At 34.6% G+C, this 19605-nt stretch carries 25 protein-coding genes and 1 pseudogene; all 26 read right to left on the reverse strand.

The features are described 5' to 3' along the window. Positions 1-59: 59 nt before the first annotated feature. A pseudogene (locus tag GFV14_RS02810) lies at positions 60-790 on the reverse strand (1-acylglycerol-3-phosphate O-acyltransferase). Between the two features lie 66 nt (positions 791-856). Beyond that, positions 857-3115 (reverse strand): DNA topoisomerase IV subunit A, encoded by a 2259-nt coding sequence (gene parC, locus GFV14_RS02815; protein WP_457914157.1) that lies wholly within the window; start codon positions 3113-3115, stop codon positions 857-859. 37 nt (positions 3116-3152) lie between these two features. Further along, positions 3153-5048, reverse strand: coding sequence for a DNA topoisomerase IV subunit B (gene parE / locus GFV14_RS02820; RefSeq protein WP_457914158.1), 1896 nt, complete (start codon positions 5046-5048; stop codon positions 3153-3155). Positions 5049-8656: 3608 nt separating this feature from the next. Next, positions 8657-9031: a 50S ribosomal protein L17 gene (gene rplQ, locus GFV14_RS02825; RefSeq protein ID WP_457914159.1), complete on the reverse strand. Its 375-nt coding sequence runs from the start codon at positions 9029-9031 to the stop codon at positions 8657-8659. A 40-nt stretch (positions 9032-9071) separates the two neighbouring features. Then, positions 9072-10061 (reverse strand): DNA-directed RNA polymerase subunit alpha, encoded by a 990-nt coding sequence (locus GFV14_RS02830; protein WP_457914160.1) that lies wholly within the window; start codon positions 10059-10061, stop codon positions 9072-9074. Positions 10062-10087: 26 nt separating this feature from the next. Beyond that, a complete protein-coding gene (gene rpsD, locus GFV14_RS02835; protein WP_457914161.1) occupies positions 10088-10708 on the reverse strand; it encodes a 30S ribosomal protein S4 in 621 nt (206 codons plus the stop codon). A gap of 32 nt (positions 10709-10740) precedes the next feature. After that, positions 10741-11133, reverse strand: a complete 393-nt coding sequence (gene rpsK / locus GFV14_RS02840; protein WP_457914163.1) for a 30S ribosomal protein S11 — start codon at positions 11131-11133, stop codon at positions 10741-10743. A gap of 19 nt (positions 11134-11152) precedes the next feature. Beyond that, positions 11153-11509: a 30S ribosomal protein S13 gene (rpsM, locus tag GFV14_RS02845; RefSeq protein WP_457914164.1), complete on the reverse strand. Its 357-nt coding sequence runs from the start codon at positions 11507-11509 to the stop codon at positions 11153-11155. A gap of 146 nt (positions 11510-11655) precedes the next feature. Beyond that, positions 11656-11772 carry a 50S ribosomal protein L36 gene (gene rpmJ / locus GFV14_RS02850; RefSeq protein ID WP_457914165.1) on the reverse strand — a complete coding sequence of 39 codons (117 nt, stop codon included), beginning with the start codon at positions 11770-11772 and terminating at the stop codon, positions 11656-11658. Positions 11773-11821: 49 nt separating this feature from the next. Next, positions 11822-13147, reverse strand: a complete 1326-nt coding sequence (gene secY, locus GFV14_RS02855) for a preprotein translocase subunit SecY (protein WP_457914166.1) — start codon at positions 13145-13147, stop codon at positions 11822-11824. Next, positions 13140-13589 carry a 50S ribosomal protein L15 gene (gene rplO, locus GFV14_RS02860; RefSeq protein ID WP_457914167.1) on the reverse strand — a complete coding sequence of 150 codons (450 nt, stop codon included), beginning with the start codon at positions 13587-13589 and terminating at the stop codon, positions 13140-13142. The genes secY and rplO overlap by 8 nt, the downstream gene beginning before the upstream one ends. A gap of 3 nt (positions 13590-13592) precedes the next feature. Continuing rightward, positions 13593-13772: a 50S ribosomal protein L30 gene (gene rpmD / locus GFV14_RS02865; RefSeq protein ID WP_457914168.1), complete on the reverse strand. Its 180-nt coding sequence runs from the start codon at positions 13770-13772 to the stop codon at positions 13593-13595. Positions 13773-13778: 6 nt separating this feature from the next. Further along, entirely contained in the window at positions 13779-14279 is a 501-nt protein-coding gene (rpsE, locus tag GFV14_RS02870) for a 30S ribosomal protein S5 (RefSeq protein ID WP_457914169.1), read from the reverse strand. 18 nt (positions 14280-14297) lie between these two features. Continuing rightward, positions 14298-14651, reverse strand: coding sequence for a 50S ribosomal protein L18 (gene rplR / locus GFV14_RS02875; RefSeq protein WP_457914170.1), 354 nt, complete (start codon positions 14649-14651; stop codon positions 14298-14300). A 9-nt stretch (positions 14652-14660) separates the two neighbouring features. Continuing rightward, positions 14661-15194: a 50S ribosomal protein L6 gene (gene rplF / locus GFV14_RS02880; RefSeq protein WP_457914171.1), complete on the reverse strand. Its 534-nt coding sequence runs from the start codon at positions 15192-15194 to the stop codon at positions 14661-14663. 14 nt (positions 15195-15208) lie between these two features. Then, the gene (gene rpsH / locus GFV14_RS02885) at positions 15209-15601 is read right to left on the reverse strand and encodes a 30S ribosomal protein S8 (RefSeq protein ID WP_457914172.1); all 393 of its coding nucleotides are present in this window, start codon (positions 15599-15601) and stop codon (positions 15209-15211) included. A 34-nt stretch (positions 15602-15635) separates the two neighbouring features. Further along, a complete protein-coding gene (gene rpsN / locus GFV14_RS02890; RefSeq protein ID WP_457914173.1) occupies positions 15636-15941 on the reverse strand; it encodes a 30S ribosomal protein S14 in 306 nt (101 codons plus the stop codon). A 12-nt stretch (positions 15942-15953) separates the two neighbouring features. Continuing rightward, entirely contained in the window at positions 15954-16493 is a 540-nt protein-coding gene (gene rplE / locus GFV14_RS02895; protein WP_457914174.1) for a 50S ribosomal protein L5, read from the reverse strand. A 14-nt stretch (positions 16494-16507) separates the two neighbouring features. Next, positions 16508-16822 carry a 50S ribosomal protein L24 gene (gene rplX, locus GFV14_RS02900; protein ID WP_457914176.1) on the reverse strand — a complete coding sequence of 105 codons (315 nt, stop codon included), beginning with the start codon at positions 16820-16822 and terminating at the stop codon, positions 16508-16510. 12 nt (positions 16823-16834) lie between these two features. Next, a complete protein-coding gene (gene rplN, locus GFV14_RS02905) occupies positions 16835-17206 on the reverse strand; it encodes a 50S ribosomal protein L14 (protein ID WP_457914177.1) in 372 nt (123 codons plus the stop codon). A gap of 173 nt (positions 17207-17379) precedes the next feature. Continuing rightward, the gene (gene rpsQ / locus GFV14_RS02910; protein ID WP_457914178.1) at positions 17380-17634 is read right to left on the reverse strand and encodes a 30S ribosomal protein S17; all 255 of its coding nucleotides are present in this window, start codon (positions 17632-17634) and stop codon (positions 17380-17382) included. Beyond that, positions 17634-17825, reverse strand: coding sequence for a 50S ribosomal protein L29 (rpmC, locus tag GFV14_RS02915; protein WP_457914180.1), 192 nt, complete (start codon positions 17823-17825; stop codon positions 17634-17636). The genes rpsQ and rpmC overlap by 1 nt, the downstream gene beginning before the upstream one ends. Further along, positions 17825-18235 carry a 50S ribosomal protein L16 gene (gene rplP, locus GFV14_RS02920; protein ID WP_457914181.1) on the reverse strand — a complete coding sequence of 137 codons (411 nt, stop codon included), beginning with the start codon at positions 18233-18235 and terminating at the stop codon, positions 17825-17827. Before rplP ends, rpmC begins: the two co-directional genes overlap by 1 nt. Before the next feature lie 12 nt (positions 18236-18247). After that, positions 18248-18949, reverse strand: a complete 702-nt coding sequence (gene rpsC, locus GFV14_RS02925) for a 30S ribosomal protein S3 (protein WP_457914182.1) — start codon at positions 18947-18949, stop codon at positions 18248-18250. 2 nt (positions 18950-18951) lie between these two features. Then, positions 18952-19299: a 50S ribosomal protein L22 gene (rplV, locus tag GFV14_RS02930; protein WP_457914183.1), complete on the reverse strand. Its 348-nt coding sequence runs from the start codon at positions 19297-19299 to the stop codon at positions 18952-18954. Between the two features lie 14 nt (positions 19300-19313). Then, positions 19314-19592 (reverse strand): 30S ribosomal protein S19, encoded by a 279-nt coding sequence (gene rpsS / locus GFV14_RS02935; RefSeq protein WP_457914184.1) that lies wholly within the window; start codon positions 19590-19592, stop codon positions 19314-19316. Between the last annotated feature and the right edge of the window lie 13 nt (positions 19593-19605).

A 19605-nucleotide genomic window follows, 5' to 3' on the forward strand; every position in this document is an offset into this window, starting at 1 on the left:
ATTGCTAATAATCTAAAAAGAACTTAAAGAAAGAATTTTTAAATTTTATAAAGTCGAGATTATTTATTCTTTTCTAGCTTTTCAACCTCTTTATTAAGATTTTTAATTGTGATATCCATTAAATTATAACAATATTTAGAAAGTTCTTTCACTTTGTTTCGCGTATAATTTTTAGTGTCAATCGGATCTAACATTTCAATAATTACATACCCGTTATTCCAACGATTTAGTTTAATCTTGTCTTGAATATTAGAAACACATACTGGCACAATAGGAACACCTGCTGCAATTGCAGCATGAAAAGCACCAGATTTAAACGGTAACAAACCACGACCACGATTACGAGTTCCTTCTGGAAATATCCAAACAGAGATCTGTTTTTTTTTATCTGATCGGATACTTGTAAAATAGTATTATACGATTTTAAACGATTAGAACGATCAATTAAAATATTTCCAGTTACCCAATATAAAAAGCCAAAGAATGGGATTAGTACTAAGTTTTTTTTTCCAACCATCACTGTTTTAGGTTGAACAACGTTCGAGATGGTCACCATATCAAAATTATTTTGATGATTACCAATATAAATACTCGGACCACATTTTTGAATTTCTTTAGACACTCGATTAATTATTGTAATACCGAACACCATTGATAATTTTCCAAATAGATGACCAAAAGTCATCATATGTTTTGGATTGCGTGGGCTGAAGAAACAATACACTCCACCACAAATACAAACTACTAGCGTATAAATAATTACAATAATTCCACGAAAAAACGCTAACATAATTAACCTTTAAATTTTATATCAACAATAAATGAATTATAAAGATTCTAATGAACTGAAACATTATTACTTTTCTTCATCAGTAGATTCAATTTCTATTCGCTCAATATTATGTAATCTACGCGGTAAAAACATTCCTTTTCCACCACGTTTAGCGTGATATTTTTTTAATTTTTCTGCTTTAAATTTTAGTTTTAGCTTACTAAAATAAAGTATAATTCCTGATTTAATAGGTAGTACTAATAACCACGCTAATGAATCTTCACCTTTTTCTGCTTGATCACTCGTGATATTAATAAGTTTATTACCTTTCCCTCTCGATAACTGAGGTAAGTCAGATACAGGAAAGATCAACATACGACCAGATTTACTAATTACTAATAATAAATCATTCAACTCATTATTAATATTAATAGGTGGCAATATTTTTGCATTATTAGGTAAGGTAAGAAATCCCTTACCTGTTTTATTTTTTGTAACAAGATTATTAAAAACACAAATAAAACCATAACCTGCATTAGATGCTATTAAATATTTTTGCTTTTCTTCTGCCATTAAGATATGCTCAATCATCGCACCTGGTGGAAGTGATAACCACCCTGTTAATGCCTCACCTTGACTGCGAGTAGAAGGAAGCTCTAACGGATCAATAGAATAACTACGCCCAGTTGTATCAAGAAATACAACAGGCTGATTTGTTTTACCACACGCTATGCTTTTAAGGTTATCACCCGATTTATAATTTAAATTCATAGACTGCACATCATGACCTTTTGCACGGCGCACCCAACCCATTTCAGATAGTATTACAGTTATTAATTCTGATGGAAATATTTCATAATTACTCAAAGATTTTGCTTCTTCACGTTCTTGAAGCGGTGAGCGACGTGTATCACCATACATTTTCGCATCTGCTTGAATTTCTTTTTTAATCAATGTATTCAATCTAAGCTCTGATCCTAAAATACTTTGTAGTTCATCACGCTCTTTAACTAACTGATACTGTTCCTCACGAATTTTTATCTCTTCAAGTTTTGCTAGGTGTCGTAATTTTAGATTAAGAATAGCTTCTGCTTGTATATTTGAAATACTCAATAAAGATATGAAGTGAGATTTTGGTTCATCTTTTTCCTGAATGATCTTAATAACTGCATCAATATTTAAATAAGTAATCAGTAACCCATCTAAAATATGTAACTGTCTAAAAACTTTTTCTAAACGATTATTCAGGCGATTTCGCACAGTTTGTCGACGATAAATATTCCACTCATTAAGAATTTCTAACAATCCTTTAACCGCAGGACGATTATTCAGCCCAATCATATTAAGATTGATCCGATAGCTTTTTTCTAAATCTGTCATTGCAAACAGATGAATAATTACTTGCTCAAGATCAATACGATTATTGCGTGGAACTATCACTAGACGTGTTGGATTTTCGTGATTGGATTCATCTCGTAAATCCTCTACCATTGGTAATTTTTTAGCACGCATCTGGCTTGCGATCTGCTCAAGAACTTTTTCTCCTGAAACCTGATGAGGAAGTGCAGTTATGACAGCGTTACCATCTTCTTTTTTCCAGATAGCACGCATGCGCACTGAACCACGACCATTTTGATAGATTTGACGGATTTCCTCTTTAGAAGAGACAATTTCAGATTCTGTTGGAAAATCAGGGCCTGGAATAAATTCCATAATATCATCAAGAGAAAGTCCAGGTTTTTCCAGCAAAGCCACTAAGGCTTTAGCAACTTCACGTGTATTATGCGGTGGAATATCTGTTGTCATACCCACTGCAATCCCTGTTGTACCATTTAATAAAATATTCGGTAAACGAGCTGGCAACATTTTAGGTTCATTCAACGAACTATCAAAATTAGGAACCCAATCAACCGTACCATGCCCTAATTCATTTAGTAAGACTTCTGCATATTTAGACAAACGTGACTCAGTATAACGCATTGCTGCAAAAGATTTCGGATTATCTGGTGCACCCCAGTTCCCTTGTCCATCTATTAATGGATAACGATAAGAAAAAGGCTGAGCCATCAAAACCATGGCTTCATAGCAAGCACTATCTCCATGAGGATGATATTTACCAAGCACGTCTCCGACAGTTCTTGCAGATTTTTTATATTTAGCCGTATTACTCAACCCTAACTCAAACATTGCATAGATAATACGACGCTGAACTGGCTTTAATCCATCACCAATAAATGGCAAAGCCCTATCCATAATAACATACATCGAGTAATTTAGGTAAGCGCTTTCAGTAAACTCATAAAGATGTAATTTCTCTACACCGTCACGCACAATTTCACTCATTCAATATTTCCCTGATCTTTTAAGAACGTTACAAATATTAAACTTCAATATTAAACATATCACCTTTTTGTTGTAACCAATTACGACGGTCTTCTGAACGTTTTTTTGCTAGGAGCATATCCATAACAGAAAATGTCTCTTGATAATTATTATGATTAATAGTTAACTGAACAAGACGACGAGTGTTTGGATCTAATGTTGTTTCTCGTAACTGAATTGGATTCATTTCCCCCAAACCTTTAAAGCGTTGTACGTTTGCTTTTCCTATTTTAGGATCCAGGGTATAAAGTACTGTATTTTTTTCATTTTCATCCAGTGCGTATATAGTCTCTTTTCCTAAATCAATACGATAAAGTGGTGGCATTGCCATATAAACATGACCCGCATTAACTAACGAAAAAAAATGACGAATAAATAATGCGCATAATAGTGTTGCAATATGTAAACCATCTGCGTCAGCATCTGAAAGAATACAAATTTTTCCGTAACGGAGTTTACTTAAATCGTCACTATCAGGATCAATCCCGATCGCAATAGAAATATCATGTACTTCTTGTGAAGCTAATATATCATCAGAAGAGATTTCCCAAGTATTTAAAATTTTTCCACGTAGCGGCATGATCGCTTGATATTCACGGTCTCGTGCTTGTTTTGCAGAACCACCTGCAGAATCTCCTTCAACTAAAAATAATTCTGTCATTGTTAAATCTTGAGAACTGCAATCTGCTAATTTACCAGGTAGTGCAGGACCACTTGTTAATTTTTTACGCACTACTTTTTTACCAGCACGCATACGACGTTGTGCGCTAGAAATTACTATGTTGGCTAACTGTTCAGCTGTTTGAATATTTTGATTTAACCATAAATTAAAACTATTTTTCATGATACCCGAAATCAAAGTAGAAGACTGACGAGAAGACAGTCGCTCTTTTGTTTGTCCAGAAAATTGAGGATTTTGCATCTTGACTGACAGAACATAAGAACAACGTTCACAGATATCATCTGCTGACAATTTTACACCACGAGGAAGAATGTTGTGAAATTCACAAAATTCACGCATTGCATCTAATAACCCTTGACGCAGCCCATTGACGTGAGTACCGCCTTGTACTGTTGGAATTAAGTTAACATAACTTTCAGTAAGTAACTCACCACCATTGGGTAACCATAATAAAGACCACTCCGCACTGTCTGTTTCAGTGGAAAACTCACTTGTAAAAGGTTTTTTTGGTAAACAATTTAACCCATTAACAAATTCCATTAAATAGTCAGTTAACCCATTGTTATAACACCAATTTTTTTCAGTATTATGACGCTCATCCTTAAAAGTAATTTTCACGCCAGGACATAACACTGCTTTTGCTTTTAAATTATGAGAAAGTCTAGAAACAGAAAAGCTCGGACAATCAAAATAACTTTGATCTGGCCAAAAATGCACACTCGTACCTGTATTATTTTTACGACAACGACCGATCACATGAAGATCTTCAACCTTATTTCCATGCTCAAAAACAATCTGATAAATTTGCCTATTACGACGAACTGTCACCTCAATACGCTTAGATAAAGCATTAACAACAGCAATGCCGACACCGTGTAAGCCACCTGAGAATTGATAGTGTTTATTTGAAAACTTACCTCCAGCATGCAAATGACCTAAAATTAATTCTACAGCTGACATTTTCATTTCTGGATGTATATCCACAGGCATTCCTCTTCCATCATCAATAACTTCAATGGATTGATCGAGATATAGTACAACTTCGATATGTTTTGCATGTCCTGCTAATACTTCATCAACGCTGTTATCAATCAGTTCTTGTGCTAAATGATTTGGTCGACTGGTGTCTGTATACATTCCAGGACGACGACGCACTGGCTCCAATCCACTGAGGACTTCAATAGCCTCTGCGTTATAACTAAATTGAGTCATATTGTCATTCTGCGATAATAAGTAATTAATTAAACAAATTAAACCATATGAAATAATTTATTTATTATTAAAAATAACAGTGTATATTAATTTTAATATTATTTCTCTGTCAATCTCAGAAAAAATATCTAAGGAAAGTAGAATATGAAACTAATAAAGATATAATAATCGTATAGTAAAATGTTGTATTTTCATCCAGAAAGATAGGGGAATTCCTGTTGATAATCAAGTACTGCATAACTGATTGTATATAAAAAATAGATCAATATAGGTAAATCATAATTTTTTTCATGATCTAATATGTAAATTTATACATATGTTTAAATTTTAAAATATAGTGTAAATCACAATAAAAATTGATAAAATTGATATTTTCACCAAGATAATTTTGTAATATATCAGAATATACAATAAAGCTAGCTATGATAGCTAATAATGAAAAACGCTTATAGAATCAAATAACCCCAAGATATATTTACTAACATTTTACAATGGTATCTTAATACTGTAAAAATTTTTCCTAGTATTTTGAGATTATTTTAAATAATGAGAATATTTACATCGTAAACATACTAATCTACAGATACAGCTGTTTTAATCTACTATTTATTCATTTAGCCTTCAATTAATAAAAATAAGTTATGAAACCAAGAGAGATAAAATAGCGTTGAGATTATGAACTATTTAAATCTAAATTAAAGTTTAAAAATTTTAAATATGTAGGCAATAAAATTGTGTACTAATATATAGTTTTTTATTGCTATCGATAGTAATATTAGAGGAAATTGATAGATAATAAATATATCTATCGTAAGAAAACATATATAATAAAATGTAAACTACACACTCGTCACTGTCGTAGGAAGTAAATAAATTAAATTCTATCTGTAATCACATTATTAGTTACGCGATATTTATATACATAGATAATTATTATAGTATAGAATAATTTTTTAGATAGTCTAATAAAATATGTAAAGATAGCAAATGCGATACTAGTCAAGCTTGATTTTATATGAAATAAACATGCAGTAATATCTTGTAACGAATTACCTTAAACGCTTTTATATGAAATTAATTTAGAGCTCTAATAGTTTTTAATCTAAAAGATTTTGTATCTAACATCACGCAATAAGATTTTCGATTCATAATCAATCAAATATGACTTAGTGAAAAACATCTTGAATATTTAATCACCCAACGATTACGGTTTGATGGTCATAATTATACTACTTTATACTAACACTTAAGCTCTCTTTAATTTCATGAGAAACTTGTAATACATTTCAGATAAGTTATCTTAAACAAGATATTCTATTATTACAATTATAGTATTAACAAGTTAATGCTGCTATTCTTATCAAGAACCGCATTATGGATTTGATAAACATTATTTCTGATACAGTTTTTTCTGTATCAGAGAAAAATATTGATTAGTATATTATAAAACCTTTATTATATTTAAGGTTAAAATCAACCTTATATGAGCCGTATAAAAATTTTCCTTTCTTTCCTTTCTCACATAACATTATTTTTTCCTTGATAGACTTATTCTTTAAAGTTTATTAACATTCCGTGCGTCTCTGCTAAATAACACATAATGAGTTAGAGCAATTAAATTTAAAATAGTATTAATTATTACGTGAAGATTTTAATAATTAAGTTTTTTATTACGTAATTATTACAGGTTCCGTATTGTCCATGCATTTTTTAGGTATATATAATCTTATTTATAATTAATAATATATATACAAATCTTTTTGTAATTTAGATTATATACTACACATCATTAACGATTAAAAAATATTTATTTTTCCCATATGCATATAAATAAATTTTAACATCTAGCCTTTATAGTTCAGTCAATAATTTTATGTTCTCAGTAAAATGAAGATTATATGTTATTAATATATATAATATCCTATTGTCCGTGTTAATATAAAAACATTATAAAATATTAACTATACCTAAACTCAGGAATTATAATTCCTATAATTGAGAATGTCCAGAAATGTGAAAAATATTCATAACATCAACATGTATATGTATAACTAATTTATCAGTAATGTACAATTACACTCATACACACTACATGCACGAACTAGCACTATATAACTACAAAATAAAGTAAAATTAATTATAAAAACAATAACAAGTTTAAAGTATATCTTTATCATCATTAATAATTATAAATCTATAAAATGTGCTTTACGTAATGACTTTAAAGTAATCATTATGATTATTCACTTAATGACATTTAAGTGTATTAAGTGAAGTTAAGTTACGATACTTTAATCTCCATTATATAAATAAAATTTTAAGTGCTTTGATATTAACAATACATCGAAATAAAGTAATAAAATATAACTGAAGCAAGATATTGAATAAGATAAATAAAAAAATAATAAATAACATTAGAGTATTGTAAAGCATTAATTTAAAAATTAACATGTCAACACAGATAATAAATAATAATGACACAATATCAACCTAAGATATTATTTATATAAACGATATTAATTAATTATTTAAAATCTAACTATTAGTATTAACAAAAAGTATTATATCTATAACATCTATTCTTTTCTTACTTAATCAATCAGAGAAGTATGTAATCTCATAATCAGTAATATTCGTTTTACATATCAATAAAATCTTATTGAATCAATACTAACTTCTTTACTAGAAATCTACAATTAGATTACTTCTTTATCTATCAAAACGATTACTAGTACTACCTGGACAGGCTAATAACAAGGTTCTGCATAAATAATATTATAATTATATACTATTTTTTATAATATTTATCTTGAAAGTTAGCAAAATAAACACGAAATAATCATCTAAACTGATATTTGCTGTAATACAGTATCCGATCTAGTTCAGTGAAATATCAAAAAAAGAATTAAGGTTTTTCACACAAAGAAAATAAAGTCATCACTAAAACTTAATAGAAATAAATAGGAAGACTGAGTATTATTTTTACCAATTATCATATAAAAGATATATGTAATACTATTTTAAATTTCAATAACGTTATATATATTTATTATCAATTCAATATATTAATAATATAATTAAATTAAAATATCTTATATAGATACTTTTAAAAACATTATAGTTCAGACTATTCTTATATCTTTCACTATAACCTATAAATATAAAAACTAAATATTTTTATTCATAACACATGCAAAGTTATGATATCTTATTTCATATAAATAATAATCAATACTTTATTGAGAATCTTAGCACTACAAATACCAAGAGAATGACTAGAATAGATATTGATTATATCATTGATTTAATATATAACCTAATTACTGTATATGATACATACAAGATAATTTCCAAGAAATTAACTATTTAAATAATTTAGATCTACTTTTAATTTATATCGTATTGTAAATTTACTCTTTCATAAAATTAATTATATTAAAGATGATATATTCAAAATATGCAATTGGTTTAATTTTATTAAATACTCTGTATTAAACGTATAAGAAAATTTAATCAATTAAACTAGAGACAAATAAATACTAGAATAGTAGATATAAAAACTGAAAATATTACCCGGTTTTTTAAAAACCGGGCAGATTACTCTTCCGTTATTTTTTAGACTCAATAGCACGGCCAAGAAGCTCGATATAAGCCATTGGAGCGTTGTCACCAGTACGAAAGCCACATTTAATAATGCGAGTATAACCACCAGAACGAACTGCGAAGCGAGATCCAAGATCATTAAATAATTTTGCCACGATCTCGTTATTACGAATACGAGCAAATGCCAAACGACGATTAGCTACAATATCAATCTTAGCAAGAGTAATTAGCGATTCAATAACGCGACGCAGCTCTTTTGCTTTAGGTAAAGTCGTTTTAATTATTTCATGCAAAACTAAAGAACTTGCCATATTACGAAACATAGCTTGACGGTGACTACTATTACGGTTCAATTGACGACCACTCTTACGATGGCGCATGTACTTATCCTTTTCTTAAAGACCCCTAAACCTTGTAATCTTAATCATCAGCAATGCTTGATGGTGGCCAGTTTTCTAGACGCATACCTAGAGAAAGGCTACGAGATGCTAAGACATCCTTAATTTCAGTAAGAGATTTTTTACCAAGGTTAGGTGTTTTAAGCAACTCAACTTCAGTACGCTGTACCAAATCACCAATATAATGAATAGCTTCTGCTTTAAGACAGTTAGCAGAGCGGACAGTTAATTCTAGATCATCCACTGGACGCAATAAGATTGGATCAAATTCTGGTTTTTCTTCTTTTACTTCAGGTTGACGAATATCTCGTAAGTCAATAAAAGCTTCAAGTTGTTCAGCTAAAATAGTTGCTGCACGACGAATCGCCTCTTCAGGATCAATTGTAGCATTTGTTTCCATGTCGATGACTAACTTGTCCAAATCAGTGCGCTGCTCAACACGAGCCGCTTCAACATTATAGGCGATACGTTCTACAGGACTATAGCAAGCATCGACTAATAAACGACCGATTTGACGCTCATCATTTTCCGCGCATACTCGCGTAGAAGCCGGTACATACCCACGACCACGCTGAACTTTAATCCGCATATTAATAGATGCGCTTTCGTCAGTTAAGTGACAGATCATATGCTGAGGCTTGACAATTTCAACATCGCCATCATGAACGATATCAGCTGCAGTTACGGGGCCAATACCAGATTTATTTAAGGTTAAAATCACTTCATCTTTACCGTGAACTTTTACAGACATATCTTTTAAGTTTAAAAGAATCTCCAGAATATCTTCCTGTACACCTTCTTTTGCGCTGTACTCATGCAATACACCATCAATTTCAACTTCTGTCACTGCACAACCCGGCATAGACGAAAGTAGAATACGCCGCAATGCATTACCAAGAGTATGACCAAATCCACGCTCTAAAGGCTCAAGCGTAACCTTGGCGTGTGTTAAACTTATTTGCTCAATATCTACTAAACGCGGTTTTAGAAACTCTGTCACAGAACTATACATTGTATCCTCTCTTTGATAGTAAACTTTTACTTAGAGTAAAGCTCGATGATCAGATGTTCGTTAATATCCGAAGACAAGTCAGTACGTTCAGGAATATATTTAAACATACCTTCCATTTTAACAATATCTACTTCCAGCCAAATTGCCTTTTCACGTTGTTCAGCAAGTTCTAAAGCAGCCTTAATACGAGACTGATTTTTTGCTTTTTCACGAACACTAATAACATCATTCGGAAAAACTCGACAAGAAGCAATATTAACTACGCGACCATTTACCATAGTAGCCTTATGACTGACTATTTGACGCGCTTCTGCACGAGTTGAACCAAAACCCATACGATAAACAACGTTATCAAGACGGCTTTCGAGCAAGGTCAGTAAGTTTTCACCTGCATTACCTTTCAGGCGCGTTGCTTCTTTATAATAGTTACGGAATTGACGCTCTAGAATACCGTAAATACGACGAACTTTTTGTTTTTCACGTAACTGTACACCATAATCAGAAAGACGCGGTTTACGCGCTCCGTGCTGACCAGGCGCCTGTTCTAATTTACACTTTGTGTCGATCGAACGAACACCAGACTTCAGGAAGAGATCTGTTCCTTCGCGACGGCTCAGTTTTAGTTTAGGACCCAAATATCTAGCCATTTTTTCTCCAACAGTCCTAAAAACGACACATATTAAACACGACGTTTCTTTGGTGATCGACAACCGTTATGAGGGATAGGAGTCACATCAGTAATATTAGTGATGCGAAAACCTGCCGCATTTAAAGCACGAATAGTTGATTCGCGGCCCGGACCCGGTCCCTTCACCATAACTTCTAGATTATTAATACCGTATTCTTTTACGGATTCTGCACAACGCTCTGCTGCAACTTGAGCGGCAAACGGAGTAGATTTTCGAGAACCACGAAAACCAGAACCACCGGCAGTAGCCCAAGCTAACGCATTACCTTGACGATCAGTAATGGTAACAATTGTATTGTTAAAAGAAGCGTGGATATGAGCCACTCCATCTAAGACTTGTTTTCTTACACGCTTACGTGCCCGAATAGGCGGTACTTTTGCCATTTACTTTAATAACCCCAACTTATTTCTTGATCGGCTTACGCGGACCCTTACGAGTACGAGCGTTAGTCTTAGTACGCTGACCACGCACAGGCAACCCACGACGATGACGTAAACCGCGGTAACATCCAAGGTCCATTAAACGCTTGATGCTCAGGGTAACTTCACGACGTAAATCACCTTCTACAGCATATTTGGCAACTTCATCGCGCAGCTTGTCGATTTGTTCTTCAGACAGTTCATTGATCTTAACATGTTCAGCAATACCAACTACCTCACAGATAGTTTGTGAACGTGTTTTTCCTATACCGTAAATCGATGTTAACGCTATTGCAGTATGTTTATGATCAGGAATATTAATGCCTGCTATACGGGCCACTATGCACTCCTAAGTGAAAATATATATTACTACTATACTAAAACATGTTTTTAAGATACTGAAGCAGTAATGTATCTTTAATACGATAGACTGGATGATTAATTTAGCTAGCTCAACTCAACTTTGCAAGAAAAAAATGTTTTTTCTTAACCTTGACGTTGTTTATGCTTTGGTTCAGTGCTACAAATTACACGAACACGACTATTACGACAAATAATTTTACAATTACGACATAATTTCTTAACGGAAGCACGAACTTTCATTTTTTTGTTCTCCGTAACTTCTTAAACACACTATAATAAAATTTAATAACTATTTACTTTTAAGATTTGCTTTTTTCAATACGGAATCATATTGAGTTGACATCATTAGAGTTTGTAGTTGAGCCATAAAGTCCATAATCACAACAACTACGATTAAAAGGGACGTGCCGCCAAAATAAAAAGGTACTTTCATAACATTACGCATACACTCTGGGATTAGGCAAATAAAAGTAATATAAAGAGAACCAACTAAAGTTAATCGCATTGTTACTTTATTAATGTATTTAGCCGTTTTCTCTCCCGGACGAATTCCTGGAACAAATGCACCAGACTTCTTCAAATTATCTGCTGTTTCTCTTGCGTTAAAAACTAACGCTGTATAAAAGAAACAGAAAAAGATAATCGCAGCAGCATAAAGTAATACATATAATGGTTGACCAGGCTGTAAATAGATAGCAATCGTAGTCAACCAGCCCCAACCAGTTCCACCGCCAAACCAAGAAGCTATCGTACCTGGAAACAATATAATGCTCGAAGCAAAAATTGCGGGAATAACACCCGCCATATTTACTTTTAACGGTAAATGTGTACTTTGTGCAGAATAAACACGGCGTCCTTGTTGCCGTTTAGCATAATTTACAACAATACGACGTTGACCGCGTTCCATAAATATTACAAAAAAAGTTACTGAAAATATGAGTACTCCAACTAATAGCAATAGCAAAAAATGTAAGTCTCCTTGTCGAGCTTGTTCAATAGTATGTCCAATCGCTGGTGGAAGACCAGCTACAATACCAGAAAAAATAATGATTGAAATACCATTACCAATACCTCTTTCAGTTATTTGCTCACCCAACCACATTAGGAACATAGTTCCAGTAACTAAACTAATAATAGCCATGAAGTAAAACGAGAGACCAGGATGAATCACTAATTTTTGTATCCCTGGCATATTTGGAAGACCCACTGCAATACCAACTGATTGAAATATTGCTAATACTAAAGTACCCCAACGAGTATATTGATTTATTTTCCGGCGACCTGCTTCACCTTCTTTCTTAATCTCAGCTAATTTCGGATTAAGAACAGACAACAATTGTATAATGATTGATGCAGAAATATACGGCATAATACCTAAAGCAAAAATAGAAGCTCTGCTAAGAGCCCCACCAGAAAACATGTTAAACATGTCAAGGATAGTACCTTGTTGCTGTTCAAGTAATTTATCAAGTACACTACTATCAATACCAGGAATCGGAATAAAAGAACCAACTCGGAAAACAATTAGTACGCCGATCACAAAAAATAGTCTTCGCTGCAGTTCACCGATACCACTTTTGGCACTTTGAAAATCAAATTCCTGTTTTTTAACCATCTATCACTGATTCCTCAATTTTACCACCGGCGGCTTCAATCACGTTACGAGCACCTTTAGTAACACGAATCCCACGCACAGTAACTGCACGATGCAGGTCGCCAGACAAAATAATTTTTACATATCTAATCCGGGTGTTAACAATATTCGCTGCTTTCAATGCTTTTAGATCAATAATGTTACCTTCAATAGCAGTAAAATCAGAGAGACGAATCTCTTTAGTAATCATAGATTTAGATGAATTAAAACCAAATTTTGGCAAACGACGATATAATGGCATTTGTCCGCCTTCAAAACCACGACGTATACCACCGCCAGAACGAGATTTTTGACCTTTATGACCACGACCACCAGTTTTACCTAGTCCAGAACCTATACCACGACCCACGCGTTTAGGCGCGCGTTTAGCACCTGAAGCTGGAGATAAAGTATTTAACCGCATCCCTTACTCCTCAACTGTAACCATATAGGAAACTAACTGAATCATACCACGAATAGCAGCAGTATCCTCACGCTTTACTGCATGACCAATACGACGAAGACCTAAACCAATTAACGTTGCTTTGTGTTTAGGTAGACGACCAATTGAACTACGAACTTGTGTAATTTTAATAGTTTTAGTCATAGCTAATTATCTCAGAATTTCTTCAATGGATTTTCCACGCTTAGCTGCGACCATTTCCGGAGAGTTCATGCCATTCAAAGCATCTAGTGTAGCACGTACTACGTTGACTGGATTTGTAGAACCATAAGTTTTAGCTAATACGTTTCGAACTCCAGCTAGTTCTAAAATAGCACGCATTGCACCACCGGCAATAATACCTGTACCTTCATAAGCAGGTTGCATAAATACACGAGAACCAGTGTGCGCACCTTGAACAGAATGAAAGAGCGTTCCATTATTTAAAGCAATAGTTTTCATGCTACGACGGGCTTTTTCCATAGCCTTCTGGATCGCTGCTGGCACTTCGCGCGCTTTTCCATAGCCAAAACTAACGCGGCCATTACCATCACCAACAACTGTTAGTGCTGTAAAACTAAAAATACGGCCACCTTTAACAGTTTTTGCTACACGGTTTACTGCGATGAGTTTTTCTTGCAATTCACCAGATTGTTTCTCGATGTGAACCATCTATCTTACACCTCTACTTTAGAATTGAAGGCCAGCTTTACGAGCAGCCTCTGCCAATGCCTGAACTCTACCATGATATTGAAAACCAGAACGGTCAAAAGCAACAACCGTGATATTTTTTTTCAATGCACGTTTAGCAATGTAATTACCAACAATTATTGCCGCATCTTTATTGCCAGTGAATTTTACTTGTTCAATGATGGTTTTTTCTGTAGTAGAAGCGGATACTAAAGTTTTAGAACCGCTTGGAGCAAGAACCTGCGCATAAATATGGCGTAGCGTGCGATGGACCATTAAACGAGTCACCCCTAACTCTTGAATCTTTCGGCGTGCGCGAGTCGCACGACGAATACGAGCTACTTTCTTATCCATAATATTAGCTTACTTTTTCTTAGTTTCTTTAGTACGCACGATTTCATCGGCGTAACGAACGCCTTTGCCTTTATAAGGCTCAGGACAACGATAAGCACGCAATTCTGCCGCTACTTGACCAATCACTTGTTTATTAATACCTTTCAGTACGATTTCAGTTTGTGTTGGGCAGGAAGCAGTCATGTTTGGTGGTAATACATGTTCTATCGGATGCGAAAAACCGAGAGATAAACTTACTGTATCACCTTTAATCGCTGCACGATAACCAATACCAACTAGTTGAAGTTTTTTAATAAAACCTTTTGTAACACCAATAACCATTGAGTTAATTAGAGAACGGGTAGTGCCTGCTTGCGCCCAAGCATCTGAAAAACTTTTACGTGGTAAGAAAAGTAAATGGTTATCTTTATATTGAACCTCAACTGCATTATGGATAGTACGAGTAAGTTCGCCGTTTTTACCTTTAATGGAAATAACCTGAGCATTGAGTTTTACCTCTACGCCAGCAGGAATGATGACAGGTGCTTTTGCTACACGAGACATTCTCCCCTCCTGCATTAAGTGACGTAACAAAGAATCTCGCCACCAAGACCAGCTTGACGAGCTGCGCGATCAGTCATGACACCTTTAGATGTAGAAATAACAGCAATTCCTAATCCTGCCATCACTTGTGGCAATGAATTTTTTTTCTTATATATACGTAGACTTGGTCGGCTTATACGCTGAATACTTTCTACAACAGCTTTTCCTTGAAAATAACGTAAAATTAACTCTAATTCAGGCTTAATGTCTTTTTTAATGTTAAAATTTTTAATATAACCTTCTTCTTTTAATACATTAGCAATTGCTACTTTTAGCTTAGAAGAAGGCATAGTAACCGAAACTTTATTCGCTGATTGACCATTTCGAACACGGGTCAACATATCCGCTATAGGATCTTGCATGCTCATTTATTTTTACTTCCATGATTCAATATAGTAATAATTACCAACTAGCTTTTTTAAGACCCGGAATTTCACCGCGCATAGCGGCTTCACGGACTTTAATACGGCTGAGACCGAATTTCCGCAAAAATCCATGCGGACGCCCAGTTTGACGACATCGGTTACGCTGTCGAGAAGGACTTGAATCACGTGGAAACGTTTGCAGCTTAAGAACAGCATCCCAGCGATCTTGATCAGATGCTTGTACATCAGAAATAATCACCTTCAATTTAAGACGCTTTGTAAAAAACTTCTCAGCTAATTTAAAACGCTTAAGATCACGCGCTTTCATAGATTTCTTAGCCATGAGTACGCTACCTTACGAGCGGAAAGGGAAAAGGAATGCCGATAAGAGCGCACGACCTTCATCATTTGATTTCGCAGTAGTCGTAATAGTAATATCTAAACCACGTACACAATCTACTTTATCGTAATCGATTTCAGGAAAGATAATTTGCTCACGTATACCCATGCTATAATTACCACGACCATCAAATGATTTTCCAGACAAGCCACGGAAGTCTCTGATGCGTGGTACAGCAATAAAAATTAATCGTTCAAGAAATTCCCACATATATTTACCACGCAGGGTTACTTTACAACCAATTGGATAGCCCTGACGAATTTTGAAGCCTGCAATAGATTTACGTGCTTTAGTGATTAATGGTTTTTGACCAGAAATTGCCGTCAAATTAGCTGCCGCATTATCTAGCAGTTTTTTGTCAGAAATAGCTTCACCAACACCCATATTTAAGGTGATCTTCTCGATCCGAGGGACTTGCATAATAGAAGTATAATTAAACTGAGTCATCAATTTCTTAGTTACTTTATCTTTATAATGATCATACAGTTTCGCCATCGTATACTCCAAACTTATTTGATAGTTTCACTGTTAGATTTAAAGAAACGGACTTTTTTTCCATCTTCAAATCTAAAACCTACACGATCAGCCTTACCAGTTTCTGCGTTAAAAATTGCAACATTAGAAACTTGAATAGCTGCTTCTTTTTTAATAACACCACCTAGTCGATTTAAATTTGGGACAGGTTTTTGATGTTTTTGAACTAAATTAATTCCCGCAACAATGACTTTACCAGTAGAAATAACTTGTTTTATTTGACCGCGTTTACCTTTATCTTTACCAGTTAACACAATAACTTCGTCATTACGACGAATTTTAGCTCCCATAGTTACCACTCCTTAGAGTACTTCAGGTGCTAATGAGATAATTTTCATAAGCTTCTCATCACGAAGCTCACGAGTTACCGGTCCAAAAATACGCGTACCGACTACCTGCTCGTTATTATTATTTAAAATAACGCATGCATTTCTATCGAAGCGAATAACAGAACCGTCCGAGCGACGAATACCTTTTTTCGTACGTACTACTACTGCCTTTAGAACATCACCTTTCTTCACTTTTCCGCGTGGAATAGCCTCTTTAACAGTAATTTTAATAATATTACCAACACTTGCGTATCGACGACGTGATCCGCCTAAAACCTTGATACACATTACACGACGAGCGCCAGAATTATCAGCTACGTGTAGCATAGTTTGTTCTTGGATCATTATCATGCCCCATTAAATCTTTATTACTACTGATCTATCCTATTGTTAAATAAGATCTTTCTATATCTCACACTACACAGAAAGAGAATTATAACACAACATCTTAGCTATGAATAGAAAAAAATAAAGAATTCAGTGAAAGAACAATTTATTAATTACAAACAGGTAACCTATTACAAAACAGCTTTTTCAATAACCTGAACTAAATCCCAAGATTTAGTCTTAGACAATGGACGGGTTTCTCGGATTGCTACCACGTCACCAATTTTACATTCATTATTCTCATCATGTACGTGTAAGCGAGTCGTACGACGGATGAATTTACCATACAAAGAGTGTTTTACCATACGCTCGATAGAAACAACAATAGATTTTTCCATTTTATTGCTAACCACACGACCTTGCAAAGTACGGATTTTATCTTTCATTACGGCACCCGTTTTTCAGTTAGTAAAGTCTTCACACGCGCGATATTACGACGCACTTGTTTTACCAGATGAAACTGTTTAAGCTGACCATTTGCTACCTGCATGCGAAAATTAAATTGCTCACGTAATAGGTTTAAAAGTTCAGATTGTAACTCTTCAACGTTTTTTTTGCGCAGCTCTTGTACTTTCATTACATCACCGTCTTAGTTACAAAGGTGGTTTTGATAGGCAGTTTTGCTGCTGCTAGAGAAAACGCTTCACGCGCCAGATCTTCTGAAACACCGTCCATTTCATATAAAATTTTACCAGGTTGGATTAAAGTAACCCAATATTCAACGTTACCTTTACCTTTACCCATACGAACTTCAAGTGGCTTCTCAGTAATTGGTTTGTCAGGAAAAACTCGAATCCAAATTTTACCTTGACGTTTCACTGATCGAGTCATAGCACGACGCGCTGACTCAATCTGACGGGCAGTCAAACGACCACGACTAATAGACTTTAAACCGAAAGTGCCTAAACTAATATTCATACCATTTGCAAGACCGCGGTTTCGACCTTTCTGTACTTTACGAAATTTTGTACGCTTTGGTTGTAACATAAGAAACTTTCCTTACTTTCGGCCTTTACGCTGCTGATTTTTAGGTTGCGAAGCTGGTTTTTCAGCTTGTTCAACTGCAAACATGCCACCTAGAATTTCTCCTTTGCAGATCCATACTTTTACCCCGAGAACACCGTAAGTGGTATGCGCTTCTGAAGTGTTGTAATCAATATCAGCGCGTAATGTGTGTAATGGCACACGGCCTTCACGATACCACTCTGTTCGAGCAATTTCAGCACCCCCTAAACGACCACTTACTTCAACTTTAATCCCTTTAGCGCCAAGACGCATTGCATTTTGCACCGCACGTTTCATAGCACGACGAAACATAACACGACGTTCTAACTGAGAGGTAATGCTATCAGCAACCAATTTAGCATCTAGTTCCGGTTTACGAATTTCAGCAATATTAATTTGAGCAGGAATTCCAGTAATATCTGCTACTGTTTTACGTAATTTTTCTACATCCTCACCTTTTTTACCAATAACGATACCTGGACGAGCAGTATAAATAGTAACACGGATGCTTTTTGCAGGACGTTCGATACCTATGCGTGAAATTGATGCTTTTGCTAATGCTTTATTTAAGTACTGACGTACTTTGTAATCGCTATTTAAATTATCAGCGAATTCATTTGTATTTGCATACCAAGTAGAATTCCAAGGTTTGACAATGCCTAGTCGAATACCATTCGGATGTACTTTCTGACCCATTTTTAGTCTCCAGAGTCTCCGTGATCAGATACCACCACAGTAATATGGCTAGTGCGTTTAAAAATACGATCCGCACGACCTTTCGCGCGTGGCATAATTCGTTTCATAGTTGAACCTTCATCAATGAAAATTTTTGCTACTTTCAGATCATCAATATCAACGCCATTATTTTGCTCTGCGTTCGCAATCGCAGATTCAAGTACTTTCTTCACTAAGCTACACGCTTTCTTGTTCGTATAAGTTAGAATTTCCAGAGCGCACGAAACTTTCTTACCGCGAATCATATCAGCTACTAAACGAAACTTCTGGGCAGAAGAGCGAGCATAGCGATGTATAGCTAAAATTTCCATCTTGTCTTCTTACCTTAACGTTTTTTAGTTTTTTTATCAGCTGCGTGGCCGCGATAAGTACGAGTTAGTACGAATTCACCCAGTTTATGACCGACCATGTCATCAGTAACAAAAATTGGAATATGCTGACGACCATTATGGACAGCGATAGTTAATCCGATCATATTAGGAAAGATCGTTGAACGCCGAGACCAAGTTTTAAGAGGTTTTTTATCTCCGGTTTCTAACGCTTTCTCTACCTTCTTCAGCAAGTGCAGGTCAATAAATGGACCTTTCTTGAGAGAACGTGGCATGTTTTATCCTCTA

It is taken from the genome of Candidatus Hartigia pinicola (assembly GCA_020541205.1).
GTDB lineage: Bacteria > Pseudomonadota > Gammaproteobacteria > Enterobacterales > Enterobacteriaceae > Hartigia > Hartigia pinicola.

Coding starts and splice junctions, on each gene's coding strand:
- parC (WP_457914157.1), bottom strand. CDS start 3,115: ATGAGTGAAATTGTGCGTGACGGTGTAGAGAAATTACATCTTTATGAG.
- parE (WP_457914158.1), bottom strand. CDS start 5,048: ATGACTCAATTTAGTTATAACGCAGAGGCTATTGAAGTCCTCAGTGGA.
- rplQ (WP_457914159.1), bottom strand. CDS start 9,031: ATGCGCCATCGTAAGAGTGGTCGTCAATTGAACCGTAATAGTAGTCAC.
- GFV14_RS02830 (WP_457914160.1), bottom strand. CDS start 10,061: ATGTATAGTTCTGTGACAGAGTTTCTAAAACCGCGTTTAGTAGATATT.
- rpsD (WP_457914161.1), bottom strand. CDS start 10,708: ATGGCTAGATATTTGGGTCCTAAACTAAAACTGAGCCGTCGCGAAGGA.
- rpsK (WP_457914163.1), bottom strand. CDS start 11,133: ATGGCAAAAGTACCGCCTATTCGGGCACGTAAGCGTGTAAGAAAACAA.
- rpmJ (WP_457914165.1), bottom strand. CDS start 11,772: ATGAAAGTTCGTGCTTCCGTTAAGAAATTATGTCGTAATTGTAAAATT.
- secY (WP_457914166.1), bottom strand. CDS start 13,147: ATGGTTAAAAAACAGGAATTTGATTTTCAAAGTGCCAAAAGTGGTATC.
- rplO (WP_457914167.1), bottom strand. CDS start 13,589: ATGCGGTTAAATACTTTATCTCCAGCTTCAGGTGCTAAACGCGCGCCT.
- rpmD (WP_457914168.1), bottom strand. CDS start 13,772: ATGACTAAAACTATTAAAATTACACAAGTTCGTAGTTCAATTGGTCGT.
- rpsE (WP_457914169.1), bottom strand. CDS start 14,279: ATGGTTCACATCGAGAAACAATCTGGTGAATTGCAAGAAAAACTCATC.
- rplR (WP_457914170.1), bottom strand. CDS start 14,651: ATGGATAAGAAAGTAGCTCGTATTCGTCGTGCGACTCGCGCACGCCGA.
- rplF (WP_457914171.1), bottom strand. CDS start 15,194: ATGTCTCGTGTAGCAAAAGCACCTGTCATCATTCCTGCTGGCGTAGAG.
- rpsH (WP_457914172.1), bottom strand. CDS start 15,601: ATGAGCATGCAAGATCCTATAGCGGATATGTTGACCCGTGTTCGAAAT.
- rpsN (WP_457914173.1), bottom strand. CDS start 15,941: ATGGCTAAGAAATCTATGAAAGCGCGTGATCTTAAGCGTTTTAAATTA.
- rplE (WP_457914174.1), bottom strand. CDS start 16,493: ATGGCGAAACTGTATGATCATTATAAAGATAAAGTAACTAAGAAATTG.
- rplX (WP_457914176.1), bottom strand. CDS start 16,822: ATGGGAGCTAAAATTCGTCGTAATGACGAAGTTATTGTGTTAACTGGT.
- rplN (WP_457914177.1), bottom strand. CDS start 17,206: ATGATCCAAGAACAAACTATGCTACACGTAGCTGATAATTCTGGCGCT.
- rpsQ (WP_457914178.1), bottom strand. CDS start 17,634: ATGAAAGATAAAATCCGTACTTTGCAAGGTCGTGTGGTTAGCAATAAA.
- rpmC (WP_457914180.1), bottom strand. CDS start 17,825: ATGAAAGTACAAGAGCTGCGCAAAAAAAACGTTGAAGAGTTACAATCT.
- rplP (WP_457914181.1), bottom strand. CDS start 18,235: ATGTTACAACCAAAGCGTACAAAATTTCGTAAAGTACAGAAAGGTCGA.
- rpsC (WP_457914182.1), bottom strand. CDS start 18,949: ATGGGTCAGAAAGTACATCCGAATGGTATTCGACTAGGCATTGTCAAA.
- rplV (WP_457914183.1), bottom strand. CDS start 19,299: ATGGAAATTTTAGCTATACATCGCTATGCTCGCTCTTCTGCCCAGAAG.
- rpsS (WP_457914184.1), bottom strand. CDS start 19,592: ATGCCACGTTCTCTCAAGAAAGGTCCATTTATTGACCTGCACTTGCTG.